The 15,492-nt window shown below is 36.0% G+C and carries 15 protein-coding genes; 1 reads left to right on the top strand and 14 read right to left on the bottom strand.

Features of this window, described 5'->3' with window-relative positions; genetic code table 11:
• Positions 1-137 precede the first annotated feature (137 nt).
• Positions 138-1,097, top strand: coding sequence for a DMT family transporter (locus BA1DRAFT_RS15680; protein ID WP_036780926.1), 960 nt, complete (start codon positions 138-140; stop codon positions 1,095-1,097).
• A gap of 117 nt (positions 1,098-1,214) precedes the next feature.
• On the opposite strand, the gene BA1DRAFT_RS15675 is transcribed toward BA1DRAFT_RS15680, so the two are convergent.
• From BA1DRAFT_RS15675 to BA1DRAFT_RS15610, 14 genes are all read right to left on the bottom strand, one after another.
• Positions 1,215-2,426 (bottom strand): glycosyltransferase family 4 protein, encoded by a 1,212-nt coding sequence (locus tag BA1DRAFT_RS15675; RefSeq protein WP_036780923.1) that lies wholly within the window; start codon positions 2,424-2,426, stop codon positions 1,215-1,217.
• The gene (wecB, locus tag BA1DRAFT_RS15670) at positions 2,426-3,556 is read right to left on the bottom strand and encodes a non-hydrolyzing UDP-N-acetylglucosamine 2-epimerase (RefSeq protein WP_036780921.1); all 1,131 of its coding nucleotides are present in this window, start codon (positions 3,554-3,556) and stop codon (positions 2,426-2,428) included. The genes BA1DRAFT_RS15675 and wecB overlap by 1 nt, the downstream gene beginning before the upstream one ends.
• A gap of 2 nt (positions 3,557-3,558) precedes the next feature.
• The gene (gene wbjC / locus BA1DRAFT_RS15665; protein WP_036780919.1) at positions 3,559-4,665 is read right to left on the bottom strand and encodes a UDP-2-acetamido-2,6-beta-L-arabino-hexul-4-ose reductase; all 1,107 of its coding nucleotides are present in this window, start codon (positions 4,663-4,665) and stop codon (positions 3,559-3,561) included.
• Between the two features lie 3 nt (positions 4,666-4,668).
• A complete protein-coding gene (locus BA1DRAFT_RS15660; protein ID WP_036780916.1) occupies positions 4,669-5,703 on the bottom strand; it encodes a polysaccharide biosynthesis protein in 1,035 nt (344 codons plus the stop codon).
• 16 nt (positions 5,704-5,719) lie between these two features.
• The gene (locus BA1DRAFT_RS15655; RefSeq protein ID WP_036780914.1) at positions 5,720-6,514 is read right to left on the bottom strand and encodes an AglZ/HisF2 family acetamidino modification protein; all 795 of its coding nucleotides are present in this window, start codon (positions 6,512-6,514) and stop codon (positions 5,720-5,722) included.
• Positions 6,515-6,516: 2 nt separating this feature from the next.
• The gene (gene hisH, locus BA1DRAFT_RS15650; RefSeq protein ID WP_036780912.1) at positions 6,517-7,131 is read right to left on the bottom strand and encodes an imidazole glycerol phosphate synthase subunit HisH; all 615 of its coding nucleotides are present in this window, start codon (positions 7,129-7,131) and stop codon (positions 6,517-6,519) included.
• A complete protein-coding gene (locus BA1DRAFT_RS15645; RefSeq protein ID WP_036780909.1) occupies positions 7,128-8,270 on the bottom strand; it encodes an N-acetyl sugar amidotransferase in 1,143 nt (380 codons plus the stop codon). Before BA1DRAFT_RS15645 ends, hisH begins: the two co-directional genes overlap by 4 nt.
• Entirely contained in the window at positions 8,257-9,516 is a 1,260-nt protein-coding gene (locus BA1DRAFT_RS15640) for a hypothetical protein (protein ID WP_036780907.1), read from the bottom strand. The genes BA1DRAFT_RS15645 and BA1DRAFT_RS15640 overlap by 14 nt, the downstream gene beginning before the upstream one ends.
• A 9-nt stretch (positions 9,517-9,525) precedes the next feature.
• Positions 9,526-10,755 carry a polymerase gene (locus BA1DRAFT_RS15635; RefSeq protein ID WP_152544335.1) on the bottom strand — a complete coding sequence of 410 codons (1,230 nt, stop codon included), beginning with the start codon at positions 10,753-10,755 and terminating at the stop codon, positions 9,526-9,528.
• A gap of 224 nt (positions 10,756-10,979) precedes the next feature.
• A complete protein-coding gene (locus BA1DRAFT_RS15630; RefSeq protein ID WP_036780905.1) occupies positions 10,980-12,206 on the bottom strand; it encodes a lipopolysaccharide biosynthesis protein in 1,227 nt (408 codons plus the stop codon).
• A gap of 177 nt (positions 12,207-12,383) precedes the next feature.
• Entirely contained in the window at positions 12,384-13,154 is a 771-nt protein-coding gene (locus tag BA1DRAFT_RS15625; protein WP_036780902.1) for an oxidoreductase, read from the bottom strand.
• Positions 13,151-13,849 carry an acylneuraminate cytidylyltransferase family protein gene (locus BA1DRAFT_RS15620; RefSeq protein ID WP_036780899.1) on the bottom strand — a complete coding sequence of 233 codons (699 nt, stop codon included), beginning with the start codon at positions 13,847-13,849 and terminating at the stop codon, positions 13,151-13,153. Before BA1DRAFT_RS15620 ends, BA1DRAFT_RS15625 begins: the two co-directional genes overlap by 4 nt.
• A gap of 10 nt (positions 13,850-13,859) precedes the next feature.
• Positions 13,860-14,822, bottom strand: a complete 963-nt coding sequence (locus BA1DRAFT_RS15615; RefSeq protein ID WP_036780897.1) for a Gfo/Idh/MocA family protein — start codon at positions 14,820-14,822, stop codon at positions 13,860-13,862.
• The coding region (locus tag BA1DRAFT_RS15610) for a nucleotidyltransferase family protein (RefSeq protein WP_036780894.1) at positions 14,822-15,492 on the bottom strand (671 nt) is incomplete at its 5' end. The genes BA1DRAFT_RS15615 and BA1DRAFT_RS15610, both read right to left, overlap by 1 nt.

Below are 15,492 nucleotides of genomic sequence, written 5' to 3'. Positions count from 1 at the left end.
AAACCTCATTATTAGATATATCATATGCATTATACTTCCTTCAATTCCTCCCTTAATAAAGGAAAATGGTTAAACATCTGGAAATTATGGGGCTAGCCCCTTGGCATGAGTCTATAAATTTATGAAAAAGTACTCAAATGGCTATATTCACTAATAGTAAAATAACAGCCAATGCCTATGGACTCTCCTCTGGTGTCTTCTGGGGGCTAAGTGGCGTACTTTTCGCATTATTACTAAAAAACACCGCACTTTCCTGTTGTCTTTTCATTCCTATCGTACTCGCTTTCCTAAATGATCTAATCTCATGCGTATATATGTTTATATATCTTATAGCTAAAGGAAAATACCGAGAGATACGCCTTATCCCCAAGAACAAGAAAAATGGAATAATTATACTGGCGGCTATATTTGGCGGCCCAATTGGCATGTCTTGTTATATTTTAGCTATTCAATACATTGGTATTAGCTACACAGCAACTATCTCGGCCACTTATCCTGCTATTGGCGCACTAACTTCTTTCTTCCTACTTAAAGATCGCATTCACCTTATCGGTATATTGGGATTAATACTAGCTGTTATATGTACCATGATATTAGGTTACTCAGCATCAACCCAAACAATATCTGGCTGGATAGGCTTTCTCTTCGCTTTTATATGCGCACTCGGCTGGAGTTCCGAAGTTGTTATCAGCTCTTACGGCATGAATAAAGACATACCTGCTGATATCGCTTATTTCATCAGGCAATTATCATCCTCAGTAGGCTATTTAGTCATTATCATATTATTCATTCACTCTTTTCCTGATATTGTACATATCTTCTCAAATACAGGATTATACTCCCTATTATTATTCACTTCTCTGGTAGCCACACTATCGTACCTCTTCTACTACAAAGCAATCTGCATGCTTCAACCCATCCGTGCTATGAGCTTAAACATCACTTACGCCATCTGGGCAGTCATCTTTGCTTGTTTGCTGGTAGATGAACCTATCTCTATAAAACTACTACTCCTATGTGTAGGAGTCTCTGCCGGTTCGTTTTTAACCGTAATCAATCCTCGTAATATTAAAAAGTTAATATTGGACCTCAAGTGAATACAATGACACTAATTACTATAAAAAATATGGGGCTGCCCTAAATAAGCTTTCCCAATAACCGTCTTAAAAGACGATAAACTCCATCCAAAAACTCCACTAGATTGATTTATAACACTATGAATTTTTCATTTCTGTAAGTTGTTTACATATGTTATCGGTGGCTGATCTAACTGAAAATTTGTCATGTAATAACATCCATGCATTATTACCCAACCCTATACGATAATCTTTATTTGATAACAATAATTCAGCTGCACCTACTAACTTATCGTCCTCACCATTAACCAACACTATTCCAGCATTAGCACCATTTATTACATCCGCCAAATCATTACCAAGATTAACACTTCCCAAAATAGGGATCTTATTAACCATATAACCCAAGATTTTACCAGGGAAATTATGAACTTTGTGAGAACGAGCTAAACTAAAGAGACCTACATCAACTTCGCATAATATATTTTTAAATTCTTCCTGTGGTACTGATGGTAGATAGGTAATATTATCAAGGCTAAACTGTTCAATCTTATTCTTAACTAATTCAACCTCATCACCCTGCCCTATAAACAAAAAGTGAGCTTCTTTTCTATTTTTTAGTGCTATAGCCAAACGCAAAAGATTATCCATATCTTGAGCTCGCCCAATATTACCACCATAAAAAAAGATCACTTTTCCCATTAATCCTAATTGATAGCGAATACCTTGATAAGATAACGGAAGTTGAGCTGGGACTGGTTTTGCCCAATTATAAAGGATATCTAGATGATTATGTCTTTTATATTGACAAAAAAATTCCAAATTCTTCTGAGACATTAAACCAATAAAATCTGCAGCCTTATAATTAATATTCTCAAAAAATCTAAAATATCTTGCTATTATAGATTTCTCTCTGAGCATACCTTCATCTATAACCCACTGCGGAAATATATCACGCAAAATAAGATACGATGGACAATTCCACAATGATTTTATCTTCTTTACTAGTGGCCCAAAAAAAATAGACGGGGAATAATAAATTATTCCATCAATTCTTTTTGATGCAAGCATATCCTTCAAATACCACCATGCACGAATAGACAAAAGCGACTCATTGAACGCTCTAACGACCTTAGGCACATCTTTGACTCTTCCACTGGGGAATCGTAAAACTTGAATTCCATCAATAATATCAGCTATTAGACAAGAAGAGCTATTATCCTCCCCTGGAGTAATAACGAACGGCTCATGCCCTTGGCATGCAAGTTCAAGGGCTAATTCATGCATCATCTTGGCAGCAACTCGCGTGCTATGTGGCAAATAATCATCAACGATGAGAGCAAGCCGCATCAATACTCTCTCCAAACGACTCGTTTCACATAATCTGTATAACTATGAATTATCCTAACTACTTTATCAGATACATTTGGCATGCTGTAGTCACCTACTTGACGCAACAAACGCTCATTCTCTCTAGGTTGGCAGTCAAGAATAACCAATGCCTGAATGATTCTCTCAACTTCAAGGCCAACCATCATCACCGCAGCTTCCTCCATGCCTTCTGGTCGTTCATGTGCTTCACGCAAGTTAAGAGCTGGAAAATTGAGAATGGAGGATTCTTCATTGATTGTTCCGCTGTCGGAGAGGACAGCCTTTGCTGTGAGCTGAAGTTTATTATAATCTGTAAATCCTAGCGGCTTCAGTAAGCGCACATGCTTGTTAAATTTGACACCTGCAACATCTATCCTTTTTTTAGTTCTAGGATGGGTTGAAACAATAACAGGTATATCGTAAGTCTCGGCAATAGTATTAAGCACTCGAATTAACTTGCCAAAGTTTTTATCAGAATCAATGTTTTCTTCTCTATGAACACTGACAACAAAAAACTGCCCCTCCCGTAGATTCAGACAATCCAATATATCTGACGCTTCAATACCTGCTCGATAGTACATCAGCACTTCATTCATCGGGCTTCCGGTCTTGATCACCATATCGGATGGTAATCCTTCACGCAGTAAATATTCTCGTGCAATTGAGCTGTAAGTCAGATTAATATCAGCAGTATGATCAACTATACGTCTATTGATCTCTTCTGGTACACGCATGTCGAAACAACGATTACCAGCTTCCATATGAAATGTAGGAATTCTACGACGTTTAGCCGGTAAAACAGACATACAGCTGTTAGTGTCTCCCAGTACCAACATGGCATCAGGTTTTTCCTGTTCTAATACGCCATCTACAGCAATGATCACCTTACCAATTGTTTCAGCACCACTTACTCCCGCAGCATTCAAGAAATAATCAGGTTTGCGAATACCCAAATCATCAAAAAAAATTTGGTTAAGCTCATAATCATAGTTCTGCCCTGTGTGTACAAAAATATGTTCACAATATTCATCTAGGCAAGCTATTACACGGGAAAGACGTATGATTTCTGGTCGAGTTCCCACTATTGTCATTATTTTTAACTTCTTCATATTTATACCATATGTGCTACTGTATCAGGGCGTTCTTTATCAAAGTTTTCATTTGCCCACAACATAACTATAAGCTTATCATTTCCAACATTAGTAACATCATGTGACCAACCTGGAACTGTTTCTACAACCTCAGGACTTTCGCCAGATGTATATATTTCAAAAGCTTCATTCGTTACTATATGACGAAAACCAAATCTAGCTTTACCTTGAATCACCAAAAATTTTTCATTTTTTACATGATGATAATGGCCACCACGGGTAACGCCAGGATGAGCAGTAAAAAAAGAAAATTGACCTGAATCTTGGGTCTTTAGCATTTCAACAAAACATCCCCTGGCATCTTCGTGCTTTGCCAAAGGATAATTAAAGTTATCAGGAGACATATAACTGATATAGGTTGCATAGAGCACCCTAATAAACCCATCACCGACCCGCTCAGTGATTAACGATTCGCGGCTATTACGAAACGAATACAAATATCCAGCAATGGTTCCAAGAGTAACCTTATAAATAGGATTCAATTCAATATAAATATAGCCTACCGGTCTATTCAACAAAATATCTACAAATGATGCCACAACTGTATCTATGTGAACTAAGTTCAATTCAGTGTCTGGGTCATTTATTGTAATTGGCAAACCATCACAAATATTACGGCAAAACGTAGCAACAACTGAGTTATAGTTAGGCTTGCACCATTTGCCAAATACATTAGGTAACCGATAAATGTAAATAGTATTGCCTGTATCCATATAGAGATTGTGTAAATGCATCTCTGCGCGTAACTTACTTCTACCGTAGAGATTAGGTTGCTCAGCCTGAATAGACGAAGTCAAGACTATCGGTATATTTCTATTACATTTCTTTATTGAAGAGCAAAGTTTTTCTGTCAAATCTGCGTTTCCAGAAAAAAAGTCACTTTCATTTTTTGGACGATTTTCACCAGCTAAGTGAAAAATAAAATCAGCTTGCCTAACTAACTCATCTAGAAAATCGAAGCTGTGACTACGATTGAATCTTAGGATCTCAGCATTTGATAGTTCTGATAAACTGATACATAGATTTTTTCCTATGAATCCATCAGAACCAGTAACCAATACCTTCATAAATTAGACCTCAGCTATTGCAGTTTCGCCACGGACAATTTTTTTAATGAAGTTAAGTTTAAGCAATAACTTTTTCATACCCTCAACATCAAGTCTTTGAGTGTTATGTGAGTTATAATCTTCTAACTCACTAATAGCCTTGTCCCCCTGATCAAAATATTTTCCATAGTTCAAATCCCTATTATCTGGTGGAATCCGGTAGTAATTATCCATATCAATTGCACCGGCCATTTCTTCACGACTTAATAAAACTTCATATAATTTTTCACCATGACGAGTGCCAATGACATCAATCGGATAATCTGATTTTTGTAATAATTCAAGAATAGCCTTAGTTAATACATCGATCGTGGCAGCAGGTGCTTTCTGGACAAATATATCTCCATTATCACCATGCTCAAATGCATACAACACTAAGTCCACAGCATCTTCTAATGTCATCATAAACCGAGTCATGTTAAGGTCCGTAACTGTGATCGGTTTTCCTGACTGTATAAGGTCAATAAACAACGGGATCACTGAACCCCGAGAAGCCATAACATTACCATAGCGTGTGCCACATATTACTATTTTGTTTCGATCCAGATTTCTTGATTTAGCAACCATGACTTTTTCCATCATAGCCTTAGAAATTCCCATTGCATTGATAGGATAAACAGCTTTATCTGTACTAAGGCATACGACCTTAGAAACATTATTAGCGATAGCAGCTTCAAGAACATTATCTGTACCAACAACATTAGTTTTAACCGCTTCCATTGGGTAAAATTCACAGGATGGAACTTGCTTTAAAGCAGCAGCATGATAGATATAATCAACACCTCTGGTCGCACTTAGGATACTGCGATAATCTCTAACATCACCTATGTAAAACTTGATCTTAGAGTTGTTATAGAGTTTACGCATATCATCCTGTTTTTTCTCATCTCGACTAAAGATTCGAATTTCACGTAAATCTGAACTCAGAAATCGCCTTAGCACAGCATTGCCAAAAGAACCTGTACCACCTGTAATTAGTAAAGTCTTACCAGAAAACATCATAAATCCTTAGATATTAACTTTTTGAAATGGATAACCCTGAATAACAGATCTCATCTTTCTGTAAGTTTGTAGGGTAATTAATAAGTACAGCACGATATTTCCCCTTAAATACAAAAAGGCTGCCCGCTGCGGCACCTACCACTCCACATGTTTTCACTAACTCAATGATATCGTGATAAGATCCCGCCCCACCCAAAAAAGTCAAGGGAACATTGACGAATTCACGCATCTGTTGTGCAAGCGCTAGATCGTATCCCTTCATCTCACCATCACGCTCAACGGAGTTAATAACAATTTCGCCAGCACCAGCTTCCTGTAAAGTTTTTGCAAATGAGATGGGGTCAATTTTGTGAGTTTTCCTAGCATTGTGAGTACAGATTTCATAGCCTTTTTGAAAGAAACCAGCTTTTTTTCTTACATCCAGAACTGCGACTACACTTTGTCGTCCAATCGCATCAGAAACCTTCTTAAGCAAGGAAGGATCGGAAACAGCCGCGGAGCTAATTGAAACTTTCTCTACCCCTAAGTCTATAATCCGCGATGCTTGGTCTACAGTCGTAATCCCTCCACCATAGCATAGAGGCATACGACATTCTGCCGCCAATTTGGCAATCAGCTCATAATTAGGTTCGACTTCGTTTACGCTTGCATCAATGTCAAGCACAATCAGTTCGTCGGCTTCTTTCTCGTTGAAGATTTTAACAGCATTAATCGGATCACCAACATACTTGGGAGACTTGAAACCTTGAGTTTTAACCAACCCACCCTTATGGACTAACAGACAAGGAATAATTCTTGGTCGCAGCATTTTTATAATTCCGAAAAGTTTTTAAGCAACTGTGCACCGAAACGATGGCTTTTTTCCGGATGACACTGTACACCATGAATATTCCCAGAAGAGATTACGCAATCAAAATCGAAACCATAATTAGCTGAAGCTGCAACATGTGAAGGATTTTCGCACTCAAAATAATAAGAATGCAAAAAATAAAATCGTGGAGAAGATTCAAGGTTTTTGAATAAAGAACTTCCTGACTTTACTGTAAGATCATTCCATCCCATATGAGGCATTGGAAAAGAAGCAGCTTGTGGGTTAGAAGCGAAAGAACAGACTTGTCCCGGAATCCAATTAAGACCTTTCAGTTTTCCCTCATCACTACGTCCAGCAAGCATTTGCATGCCAACACATATTCCGAGAATAGGGAGTCTTTTACTTAACACTAACTCTTCTAGAGCAGGACGCATACCAGACTTATTAAACATCTCCATAGCATGATCAAAAGCCCCTACCCCTGGGAGAATTAAATGGGTTGCATCTTGCAAATCAACCGCAGAATGGGCTCGTTCAGCTAATACACCAAGACGTTTGAACATATTCATAAACGCTTGAATATTACCCACGCCATAATCAACAATACGGATCATCTAAAATACCTTCTCTCCAAGCCCAACCTGCGCATTAGGTTAGCACCCAAACCAATCAGCCCGCGCTTATTGCGATAGTCCCGGTAAGTTTTCTTAGGTAGTTCAAAAATCTGTTGCAATTCATCAACAGTCAGATCTAATTTATGCGCAACGAACTCAAACTCTTGTCGCAAGAAATGTTCATCCATCTCAGGACGAGATATCCGCTCCAGAGCTTCATCGCGAGTCATCTGCCCAGTCAAAATCAAACTGGAGAAATGAGCTCGTCGTTTATGGTAACCAAAACGGCGTGGCAACCAGTAATCCTCATAGAAACGAGTAAAACGTGACTCATGATGTTTATGCTGAAAACGCTGCCAACCAAAACGTTGTTCAAGCTCATCCTCAGCTTGTTTTTTGGTGAAGGGAACAAGGTTGAGTGGATGATGCACTTTCATACCTAATATCTTCTGGTAGAACACTTTATAAATCAAAATATCGGTTAAAGGAAAAGATTCCAGTGGCTTTTTCCCAAACTGACGATGAATATCATTAAACAACCAAGTATCGATACCCAAATATCCTCCCCATTCTTCCGGCTCACGGCAGCATTCGGTAGAGAAGTTAGAACCGGTAATAATGTGTTTAATACCATGTTGGCGGGCAAATTTATATAATCCAGAGAAAAAGGCTGCATCCTGTACCAAATCTTGATCAGGAATACCAGAGCGTAGGAATGCTACCTGAAGATCCTTCATCTCTTCCCAATTTACCACCTCAGTATAAAGCTCTAAACCAAGCCCATCGATCAACTTCTCAATATTACCGACTGCCTGATCGGTATTCCAGCCAGCATCTACATGAAACAAAAGAGGCCTTAATCCCATTTTCCCCTTGGCTACATAGGCAGCGTAAGAGCTGTCAAGTCCCCCAGACAGGCCAATAATACAGTCAAAGTCACGACCTTTACCATCAGCCTTGATACGCTCAGCCATGGACATTAGCTCAGAGTAGCCTTTTTCATCAGTATGCCAGTTTGGCAGAATGGCCGATTCGTAATTATTGCAGTAGTCACAACACCCGTGATCATCGAAGGTAATATTCGGGTCAGAGGTGTCCATTATGCAATGGGAGCAGATTTTATACTTATTTTCGCTCATTATTTTTCACTTCTTCTTTAATTAAACTTACAATATTTGAACACATACTTTCGGAGATTGTAGAAAGATCATGAAATAAAACCTTAGCTCCTATACTCTCATACTCGTATGCTAAAGTAGATGCATAAGAAATGACTAAATCCACACTAGGAAAAAATTTAAGATCATTAATGAATACCCAACCTATTTTCCTTACATTTCTCGACGCTGGTGCCTTAGGGTGTTCTTTATAGTAAGCAATAATATTTAGTCCTACTAAAGAATGATAAATCTTTATTTGTGTATCTTCACAATGAGGATGCCCAACAAACAAAATACTAAATTTATCATTATCAACTTTCACTGTATTAAGCTGCATTCCCATATGGAGCAGTGTAATTGCCTTACCTTTCCCATTCCTGATAATTTTATCAAGAAAAATTTCTGATTCAATTCGATCATAAGCTACCAACTCAGCAACTGAGTGTAAACGAGTATATATCTTAAAATGAGCGTTTTCGGGTAATACTAATGCTTTGAGAGAACCATGCTGTACCAGTGTTAAGTTTGTTTTTTTGCTGAGACACAATCTATCCATTAAGATAGCCCAACGGTCCATATGTTCTGTTGTAATAAAATGACCATTAACCTTACTAAGAGCAAGCCTTACATAAAACCATTTAGGAGCAGTATAAATTTGTAAAATATGAGATATAGTTTTCCTATTCAAAACTAAAGAGAAGAATGATAATGACGAAAGAACAAATATACTTAAATAGTCTTTAAAAGATAAAAAATTAGCAATTGATATCTTCTTATGACCATGGCAAAGGTGACCCGTGAATCGAGTCCAAGGGAGTGATAACCAACAAAGTTTTGTATCTTTATAAAATGAGATAGCAGATTGATACGTTTTATAATCAAAACCAACTATTATCTTATCTAATTCAAAACCTTTATCAATATAACTACGTTTACTAGCTAACAATTCTTTGTCATCAACATCAATAAAATACAATTTTACTATAGCAAAAATGAAATAAATAAACGCACCACCAGATAATAAAAAAAACATAGCAGCCATATAGAAAAAATAAATTGAAAATTTATTTTTTCTCCATAAAGATACCCATTTCTGAGGTCTTGGAATTTTTGGAAAAACATCTTTAGATATTCCTTTCACAATATATGTATCTATAGATATTTCGTTTAACGTTGCAGCAGTATATTCCTTTACCAAAGAAATAAAATTTATACTCGATTTCATTAGTTACCTTTAAAATTTATATTTTCTAAGAAAAAAATACATAGCGGCTATATATGGATACATATAAAAATCAGTATGGTTATAAATAGTACCTCTTAAATGAGATATCATGAGTAATGTTATCACAATAGCAACAAACCATGAACCCAAATCATTCTTACGCCTAGCACGACCATAAAACATCCCTATTATATAGAAGAATAATGCCAGCAGTGGAATTCCAAATATATAGTAGAAATTCAAATACATATCAGTTTCAATAGGCCACTGCATAGTAGCTCTGATTGACCATGCTGCAGGATTATAGATATCCGTTAACCAATGATTCATATCATAATACATCTTTGGGTCAGAAATACCTATTGGTGTAAGAAATTTATTAAATGGCATAAAAAATGACTTAAGAAAACTAGGTTCAAAATCCCTTACCGAGATTGCTAGATTATCTAACGTATCAAAATAATTTAATGTATATGGAATAATATCCTTGATCGTCATCCATGATGTATTTCTGAAATATAGGCCAAGGAATAATATTATTAACAACAAAAACCCCAAGTAAAATGAACCTTTAGAAGCAGCACGTAAGTCCTTTATCCAAGGTATAAGAGATAAGATCAACAATAACGATATTTGGAACTTACTACCATGTACAGGTGAAGTCAAAAATAACCAGATAATAAATAAACAAATATAAAAATATTTCTTAGTTCTATAAACATAATAACCAGATAAAGTAGCTAATATCATAGAGGAAAAGTGGCTCCCTAGAACGAAAACTCCTGTTCCTGCCCTATTCAAAAACGCATCTCCAGGATTATCCAGCCAATAGCTAAGCCCTCCCGAGTAAACCACAATAAACACAACAAATATTGTTGACAAAAAATACATTATTACTATAGTCTTTAACTTAACATTTATTTTTTTATTATAGATAGAACCATTATAACTTTCATTTATTTTCCTGCTATGGTTTTCTCCTAGATTAATGAAGATCAAACCTATACTTAGGGTAATAAAGATTAATAAAAATGATATCGAGAAATTCACATCATATATATAAAGCTGTTGATATCTTTCTGCAAAAACAGGAGAAATAAAGAACCATAACCCATAATATATAAATAAAATTGACTGAGGAGATATCGTATATTTTGGCCATGCAACAATAATAAAAGAAATAAAGAGACAATAAAAATAAACATTAGTATTCACTTCTGTAATTATAGCTGTAGACATAATAACAATCCCAACTATAATCATTAGCATTAAAAAAAAATATCTATATGCCACAGCAATAACCCATAATCTAATATATAAAAAAGTCACTAAGAAAACAACATTGCTTTCACTTTAGTAGATTAACTCAAAGACTAATTAAAAATTACAAGACAAACACACGAAAGTCGATTATTAAATGGGCTTTAAACATAAGTTAATATTAACTTATTCATTATTATAAGTTAAAAAATGTTTCTTATCCTTTTATAAAAAACATAACTTTTCCAAAAAAGTAACACAATAAAACTAACTATCATAGATAGAGGTATAAATAAAACATTATCATACAATAGTAGATACCAAGAAAAGAACACAAAGATAATTAATGCTGTAACCTGACTATATATAATATGTTTATCATCTCTCAAGGTATACAATCCCATATGAGGTATTAAACTGAAACAATATATAATCGTAGCAAAAAGCAAGGTATCTAATAAGTTTAGATGTTTCAAATAAGCTTCATCTGAAAGCCATTGCAATAACACAACGCTAAGCAACCAACAAGACAATGATAATAAAAGAGTTACCCCCACGACTTTCAGTGAAAATACCCACATCTCTTTCTTAAACTCATCCATTTTTCCTGCTATTGCTAAAGATGTAAGTTTAGGAAATGAAAAAGTGATAACAATAGTATCAAGAAAAGATTGCACTGCAGATGCCATACTTGCAAATAATACATATGCACCTAACAGCTCTAATCCAGCAATTTTCTCAATAAAAAATCGATCAAAAGTAAAGATCCCTCGTATTGCAACAGAAGCAATTAACATTGGTAATGCAAGCATTACTCCTTTTCTAACCCAAACCCAATTAATATTTTTATAAATTGATGCCTTACCATATCGATATATACATCCTCCCCCAATCGCACAAGCCGTTAATGATCCTATTAACCACATTAACAAGACAGTATCTAAGTGACGATAATCTGGAAAATACCACATAGTTACAACAACAATCCAACACCATAGTCCTTGTCGTATAAACAAAACAAAACTTGCTAACAATTGACTCTGGGCTGAAATCAAGATTCGATTTATTTCTTGAGCTATGTGCTCAAATAAGAGAATTGAACAAAACCACCATATATACTGATATGGTAACACATCTAAATAAAATATTATAAATATAAAAGGAATAGACACTCCATAGACTATCAAATAATACATAAATTGATCACGTATCATTCCAAGCCATTCACTTTTAGGTTGAGCAATCAATTCTCTAGTACTATAAGTATAGAATTCAGAGCCAACAATAAATATTGTATATCCTATTACCGCACTAATTAATCCATAAACTCCAAGATCTGAAATAGATAGCAACTTTGCCAGCATAATGACCAGTAAAAATTTACTAAAAAGTGTCAATGCTCTTAAAGATATGCTTACTATGTAATACAATTTTCTTTACACCTTTAATTAGATCTATTTTACTGGAAAACAAATTTTACGGGTGAGTCCCACCAGGAAGAATAGAATAAACATCGCCTTATTCAACTATTATATTCACTCGATTTACAACTTCTGAACTAAGAAGTAAGTATCTAAAATCCGACGAGCGATTCAACTTATCAAAAATTAAAGTGAAAAACCATCATCAACAATAATATTTTGACCTGTTATATATCTAGATTGATCTGATAACAAAAATAGAATTGCTCCAACTATATCTTGTGCATTCAACATCCCTGTACCATGAGTATTATTCTTATACGCCTGCAAAAATGACTCGGGTTGATGATCAAATAGTCCACCAGGACTTACACAGTTAATTCTGAATCGGCTATCATTTATATAATTAACAATATACTTATTAAGATGCAAGATTGCAGACTTAATTGCTGCATATTCGACAGGTGTGGTCATATGAGTGTTATTATAAATTTCAAAGCGAGGCGCTACAACACCATAAATAGAAGCTAAATTAATGAGGGAGAACTCTTGATCATTCTTTTTAAAATATGCGGCACACTGTTGACTAAAAACAAATGCACTACCCAAGTGTAACGCAACATTATCATTGAAACTATCCAGTGTTACATCAAAAAAATGTTTTCCGTATGAGCGATTACGAGGATATGTTGCGTTTACAGCACCAGTTAGATCATCTTGCAATTCAAAGAATGACTTTACCTGATGTTCATTCGTGACATCCAGTTCAACTATCTTGAGTGATGTTTGATTAACATCTACTCCTTGCTTGATTAAACACTCAGAAAGGGTATTAATATTCAAATCAGCAGCAATTACTATTGCTTCCTGGGCCAGTGCAGCCTGAACCACATGGCTACCTAACAACCCACCTGCCCCAGCAATCAAAATTGTCTTATTTTCCAAAAATCCTTTCATTTTTCATTCTCCTTAGAGAGTAAGATAGCTTCAGCAAGCATAAAGTCATAAATATCATCAATGTCAACAGCTCTTGCCTTGGGAACAACAATACTAGTTACTTTCCCATCGAATATACTCTTATTCTGAAGCACAAACTCGGGAGTAGTAGCATAGATTACTGTGGTCATATCATACAATTCAGGTGCATCCTGCCTCCGTGTAACATTATTTTCCAGCTTATTGACTAACTCCATATATCCAGATTCACTCTTTTTCACCATATTAAAAAAAGGGCTACGATTGGCTGGTGTCACTGAAATACATACATCTGCATTAGACTCTCGTCTCTGGACAAGAGCATTCTCTACATCTTCAACACTCCGTAAAGGACTGGTTACTGGCAAACTAATAAAACCATCAAAACAATCTTGTTTTGCATTAACCCACTCGATAGCATGATGCCAAGCAAGCCACTCATAAGCTGTATCTGTTGCCAATTCAGCAGGCCGGTCAATCACTATTGCTCCTGCACTTTTAGCAATAGTAGCAATTTCATGATCATCCGTAGAAACAAAAACTTTACTGATTGATGGAGATGACAGTCCAATTTCAATAGAGTACTGGATCAGAGGCTTACCTGCTAATAACTTCACGTTCTTTCGTGGTAGCCCTTTCGAACCACCCCGGGCAAAAATAAATGCATAATTGATCATATATGTTTTATTAACCGACTAAGTGTCTTGCTGTCGTGATAAATTCTATCGTTTTGATAGCAGTTCGTAAATCCACACATTGATTCTCCTTTCCATCAATCATGGCAATAAAATCTTTAAGCATATCAAGATACATTTGATTCTTATCCCATGTAGGATTATCGTAGAGTACTTTCAAACCATCTTGGTTAGTAAATTCAATAGAGTTTTTAATCAAATTCCATTCCAATGTTCCCTGACTACCGATCAAACGACATATGCGATATGCTGAACGTTGAAGAAAATCTAAATGAATATGGCAAATAGTTTTGTTCGCACTAATTGCAGTGATGTCTACCATATCTTCAACTTGAAGATTAAGTTCTTCTGATGAGCGCAATATTGCATGACATGGACTCAAGTTTCCCAGCAACCATTGTGCATAATCAATCTCATGACTGAGCTCAAGTAATGCTCCACCACCAAGTTCTACCTTTGCCGAAACAGTATCTCGGTAATCCTTAGGTCTCCAACTTGGTAAATACTGTCCAGCTTGGATAAATACGTTATAAATAGTACCTACCAACTCCTGCTCTAACAGAGATTTTACTTTTCTCGCTGAAGGAAGATAACGTAAACAATAACCAACAGCAACAGGTGTAGAAGTGGAGTCTATTGCACTTATTAACGCCTCACAGTCAGTCATTGTCACTGTAACAGGCTTTTCGATCAGCGTTGGAATACCTGCTTCAATCAGTGGTAAAGCATGTTTAGCATGAAATGGTGCTGGAGATGCGACAACTACCAAATCTACATCGGATCTCGCTAATTCAGCCGTAGATAAAAGAATGCTATCTGCATCATTGACTTGACTTTCCGGCATTTTCCCACTTGCTGATACTGCTAGAATTTCAGCCTGAGGAAATAAGGACTTTAAATTTCTACGATGGCGAACTGAGATATTGCCTAAGCCAATCACTGCAACCCTGTTCATTAATTAAGCCCCAAATTATAAATATCACACTGAGCGCGCTGAAAATCATCCATTTTACCAATATCAAGCCAGTATTCGTGGATAGGAAACATAAGTACATCTTTATTATTACTGATCTCTCCTTCTAATAAGGTAGGCATATCAATTTTTTTATTTTTTGGTACTGCTTTAAATAGCCTAGGACTCACAATATAGATTCCTGCATTAACAAAGAATCTATGCACGGGCTTTTCCTGCATACCAATAATACGGTGACCATCACCTTTTATCACACCATACGGAACTTGGTAGTCATATTCACGAACACACATTGTTGCAGTTGGAGAATGTTTGATATGGAATTTAAGAAGCCGTTCAAAATCTATCGTCGTTAAAACGTCTCCATTGACCATGATTAGCGGTAAATTAGGGATATTTTCTGGCAATAGGCCCAATGCCCCACCAGTTCCAAGCGGTTTTTCTTCATAGACATACTGAATACTGACGCCCCACTCACTACCATCACCAAAATACTCCATAATTTGATCTGGCATGTAATGTGTAGATATATAAAGATTCTTAAATCCAAGCTTGGAAAAGCGTGTAACCAGTATTTCCAGAATAGGCTTATCACCTACTTTTAGCATAGGCTTAGGGCAACTATCTGTAAGTGGCTTTAGACGTGTTCCAA

The organism is Photorhabdus aegyptia, assembly GCF_000612035.1.
In the GTDB taxonomy this organism is placed as follows: Bacteria; Pseudomonadota; Gammaproteobacteria; order Enterobacterales; family Enterobacteriaceae; genus Photorhabdus; species Photorhabdus akhurstii.
Note: the sequence above shows the minus strand (reverse complement) of the source record. Positions and strands in the feature narration are given on the sequence as shown.

Coding starts and splice junctions, on each gene's coding strand:
- BA1DRAFT_RS15680 (WP_036780926.1), top strand. CDS start 138: ATGGCTATATTCACTAATAGTAAAATAACAGCCAATGCCTATGGACTC.
- BA1DRAFT_RS15675 (WP_036780923.1), bottom strand. CDS start 2,426: ATGCGGCTTGCTCTCATCGTTGATGATTATTTGCCACATAGCACGCGA.
- wecB (WP_036780921.1), bottom strand. CDS start 3,556: ATGAAGAAGTTAAAAATAATGACAATAGTGGGAACTCGACCAGAAATC.
- wbjC (WP_036780919.1), bottom strand. CDS start 4,665: ATGAAGGTATTGGTTACTGGTTCTGATGGATTCATAGGAAAAAATCTA.
- BA1DRAFT_RS15660 (WP_036780916.1), bottom strand. CDS start 5,703: ATGTTTTCTGGTAAGACTTTACTAATTACAGGTGGTACAGGTTCTTTT.
- BA1DRAFT_RS15655 (WP_036780914.1), bottom strand. CDS start 6,514: ATGCTGCGACCAAGAATTATTCCTTGTCTGTTAGTCCATAAGGGTGGG.
- hisH (WP_036780912.1), bottom strand. CDS start 7,131: ATGATCCGTATTGTTGATTATGGCGTGGGTAATATTCAAGCGTTTATG.
- BA1DRAFT_RS15645 (WP_036780909.1), bottom strand. CDS start 8,270: ATGAGCGAAAATAAGTATAAAATCTGCTCCCATTGCATAATGGACACC.
- BA1DRAFT_RS15640 (WP_036780907.1), bottom strand. CDS start 9,516: ATGAAATCGAGTATAAATTTTATTTCTTTGGTAAAGGAATATACTGCT.
- BA1DRAFT_RS15635 (WP_152544335.1), bottom strand. CDS start 10,755: ATGTCTACAGCTATAATTACAGAAGTGAATACTAATGTTTATTTTTAT.
- BA1DRAFT_RS15625 (WP_036780902.1), bottom strand. CDS start 13,154: ATGAAAGGATTTTTGGAAAATAAGACAATTTTGATTGCTGGGGCAGGT.
- BA1DRAFT_RS15620 (WP_036780899.1), bottom strand. CDS start 13,849: ATGATCAATTATGCATTTATTTTTGCCCGGGGTGGTTCGAAAGGGCTA.
- BA1DRAFT_RS15615 (WP_036780897.1), bottom strand. CDS start 14,822: ATGAACAGGGTTGCAGTGATTGGCTTAGGCAATATCTCAGTTCGCCAT.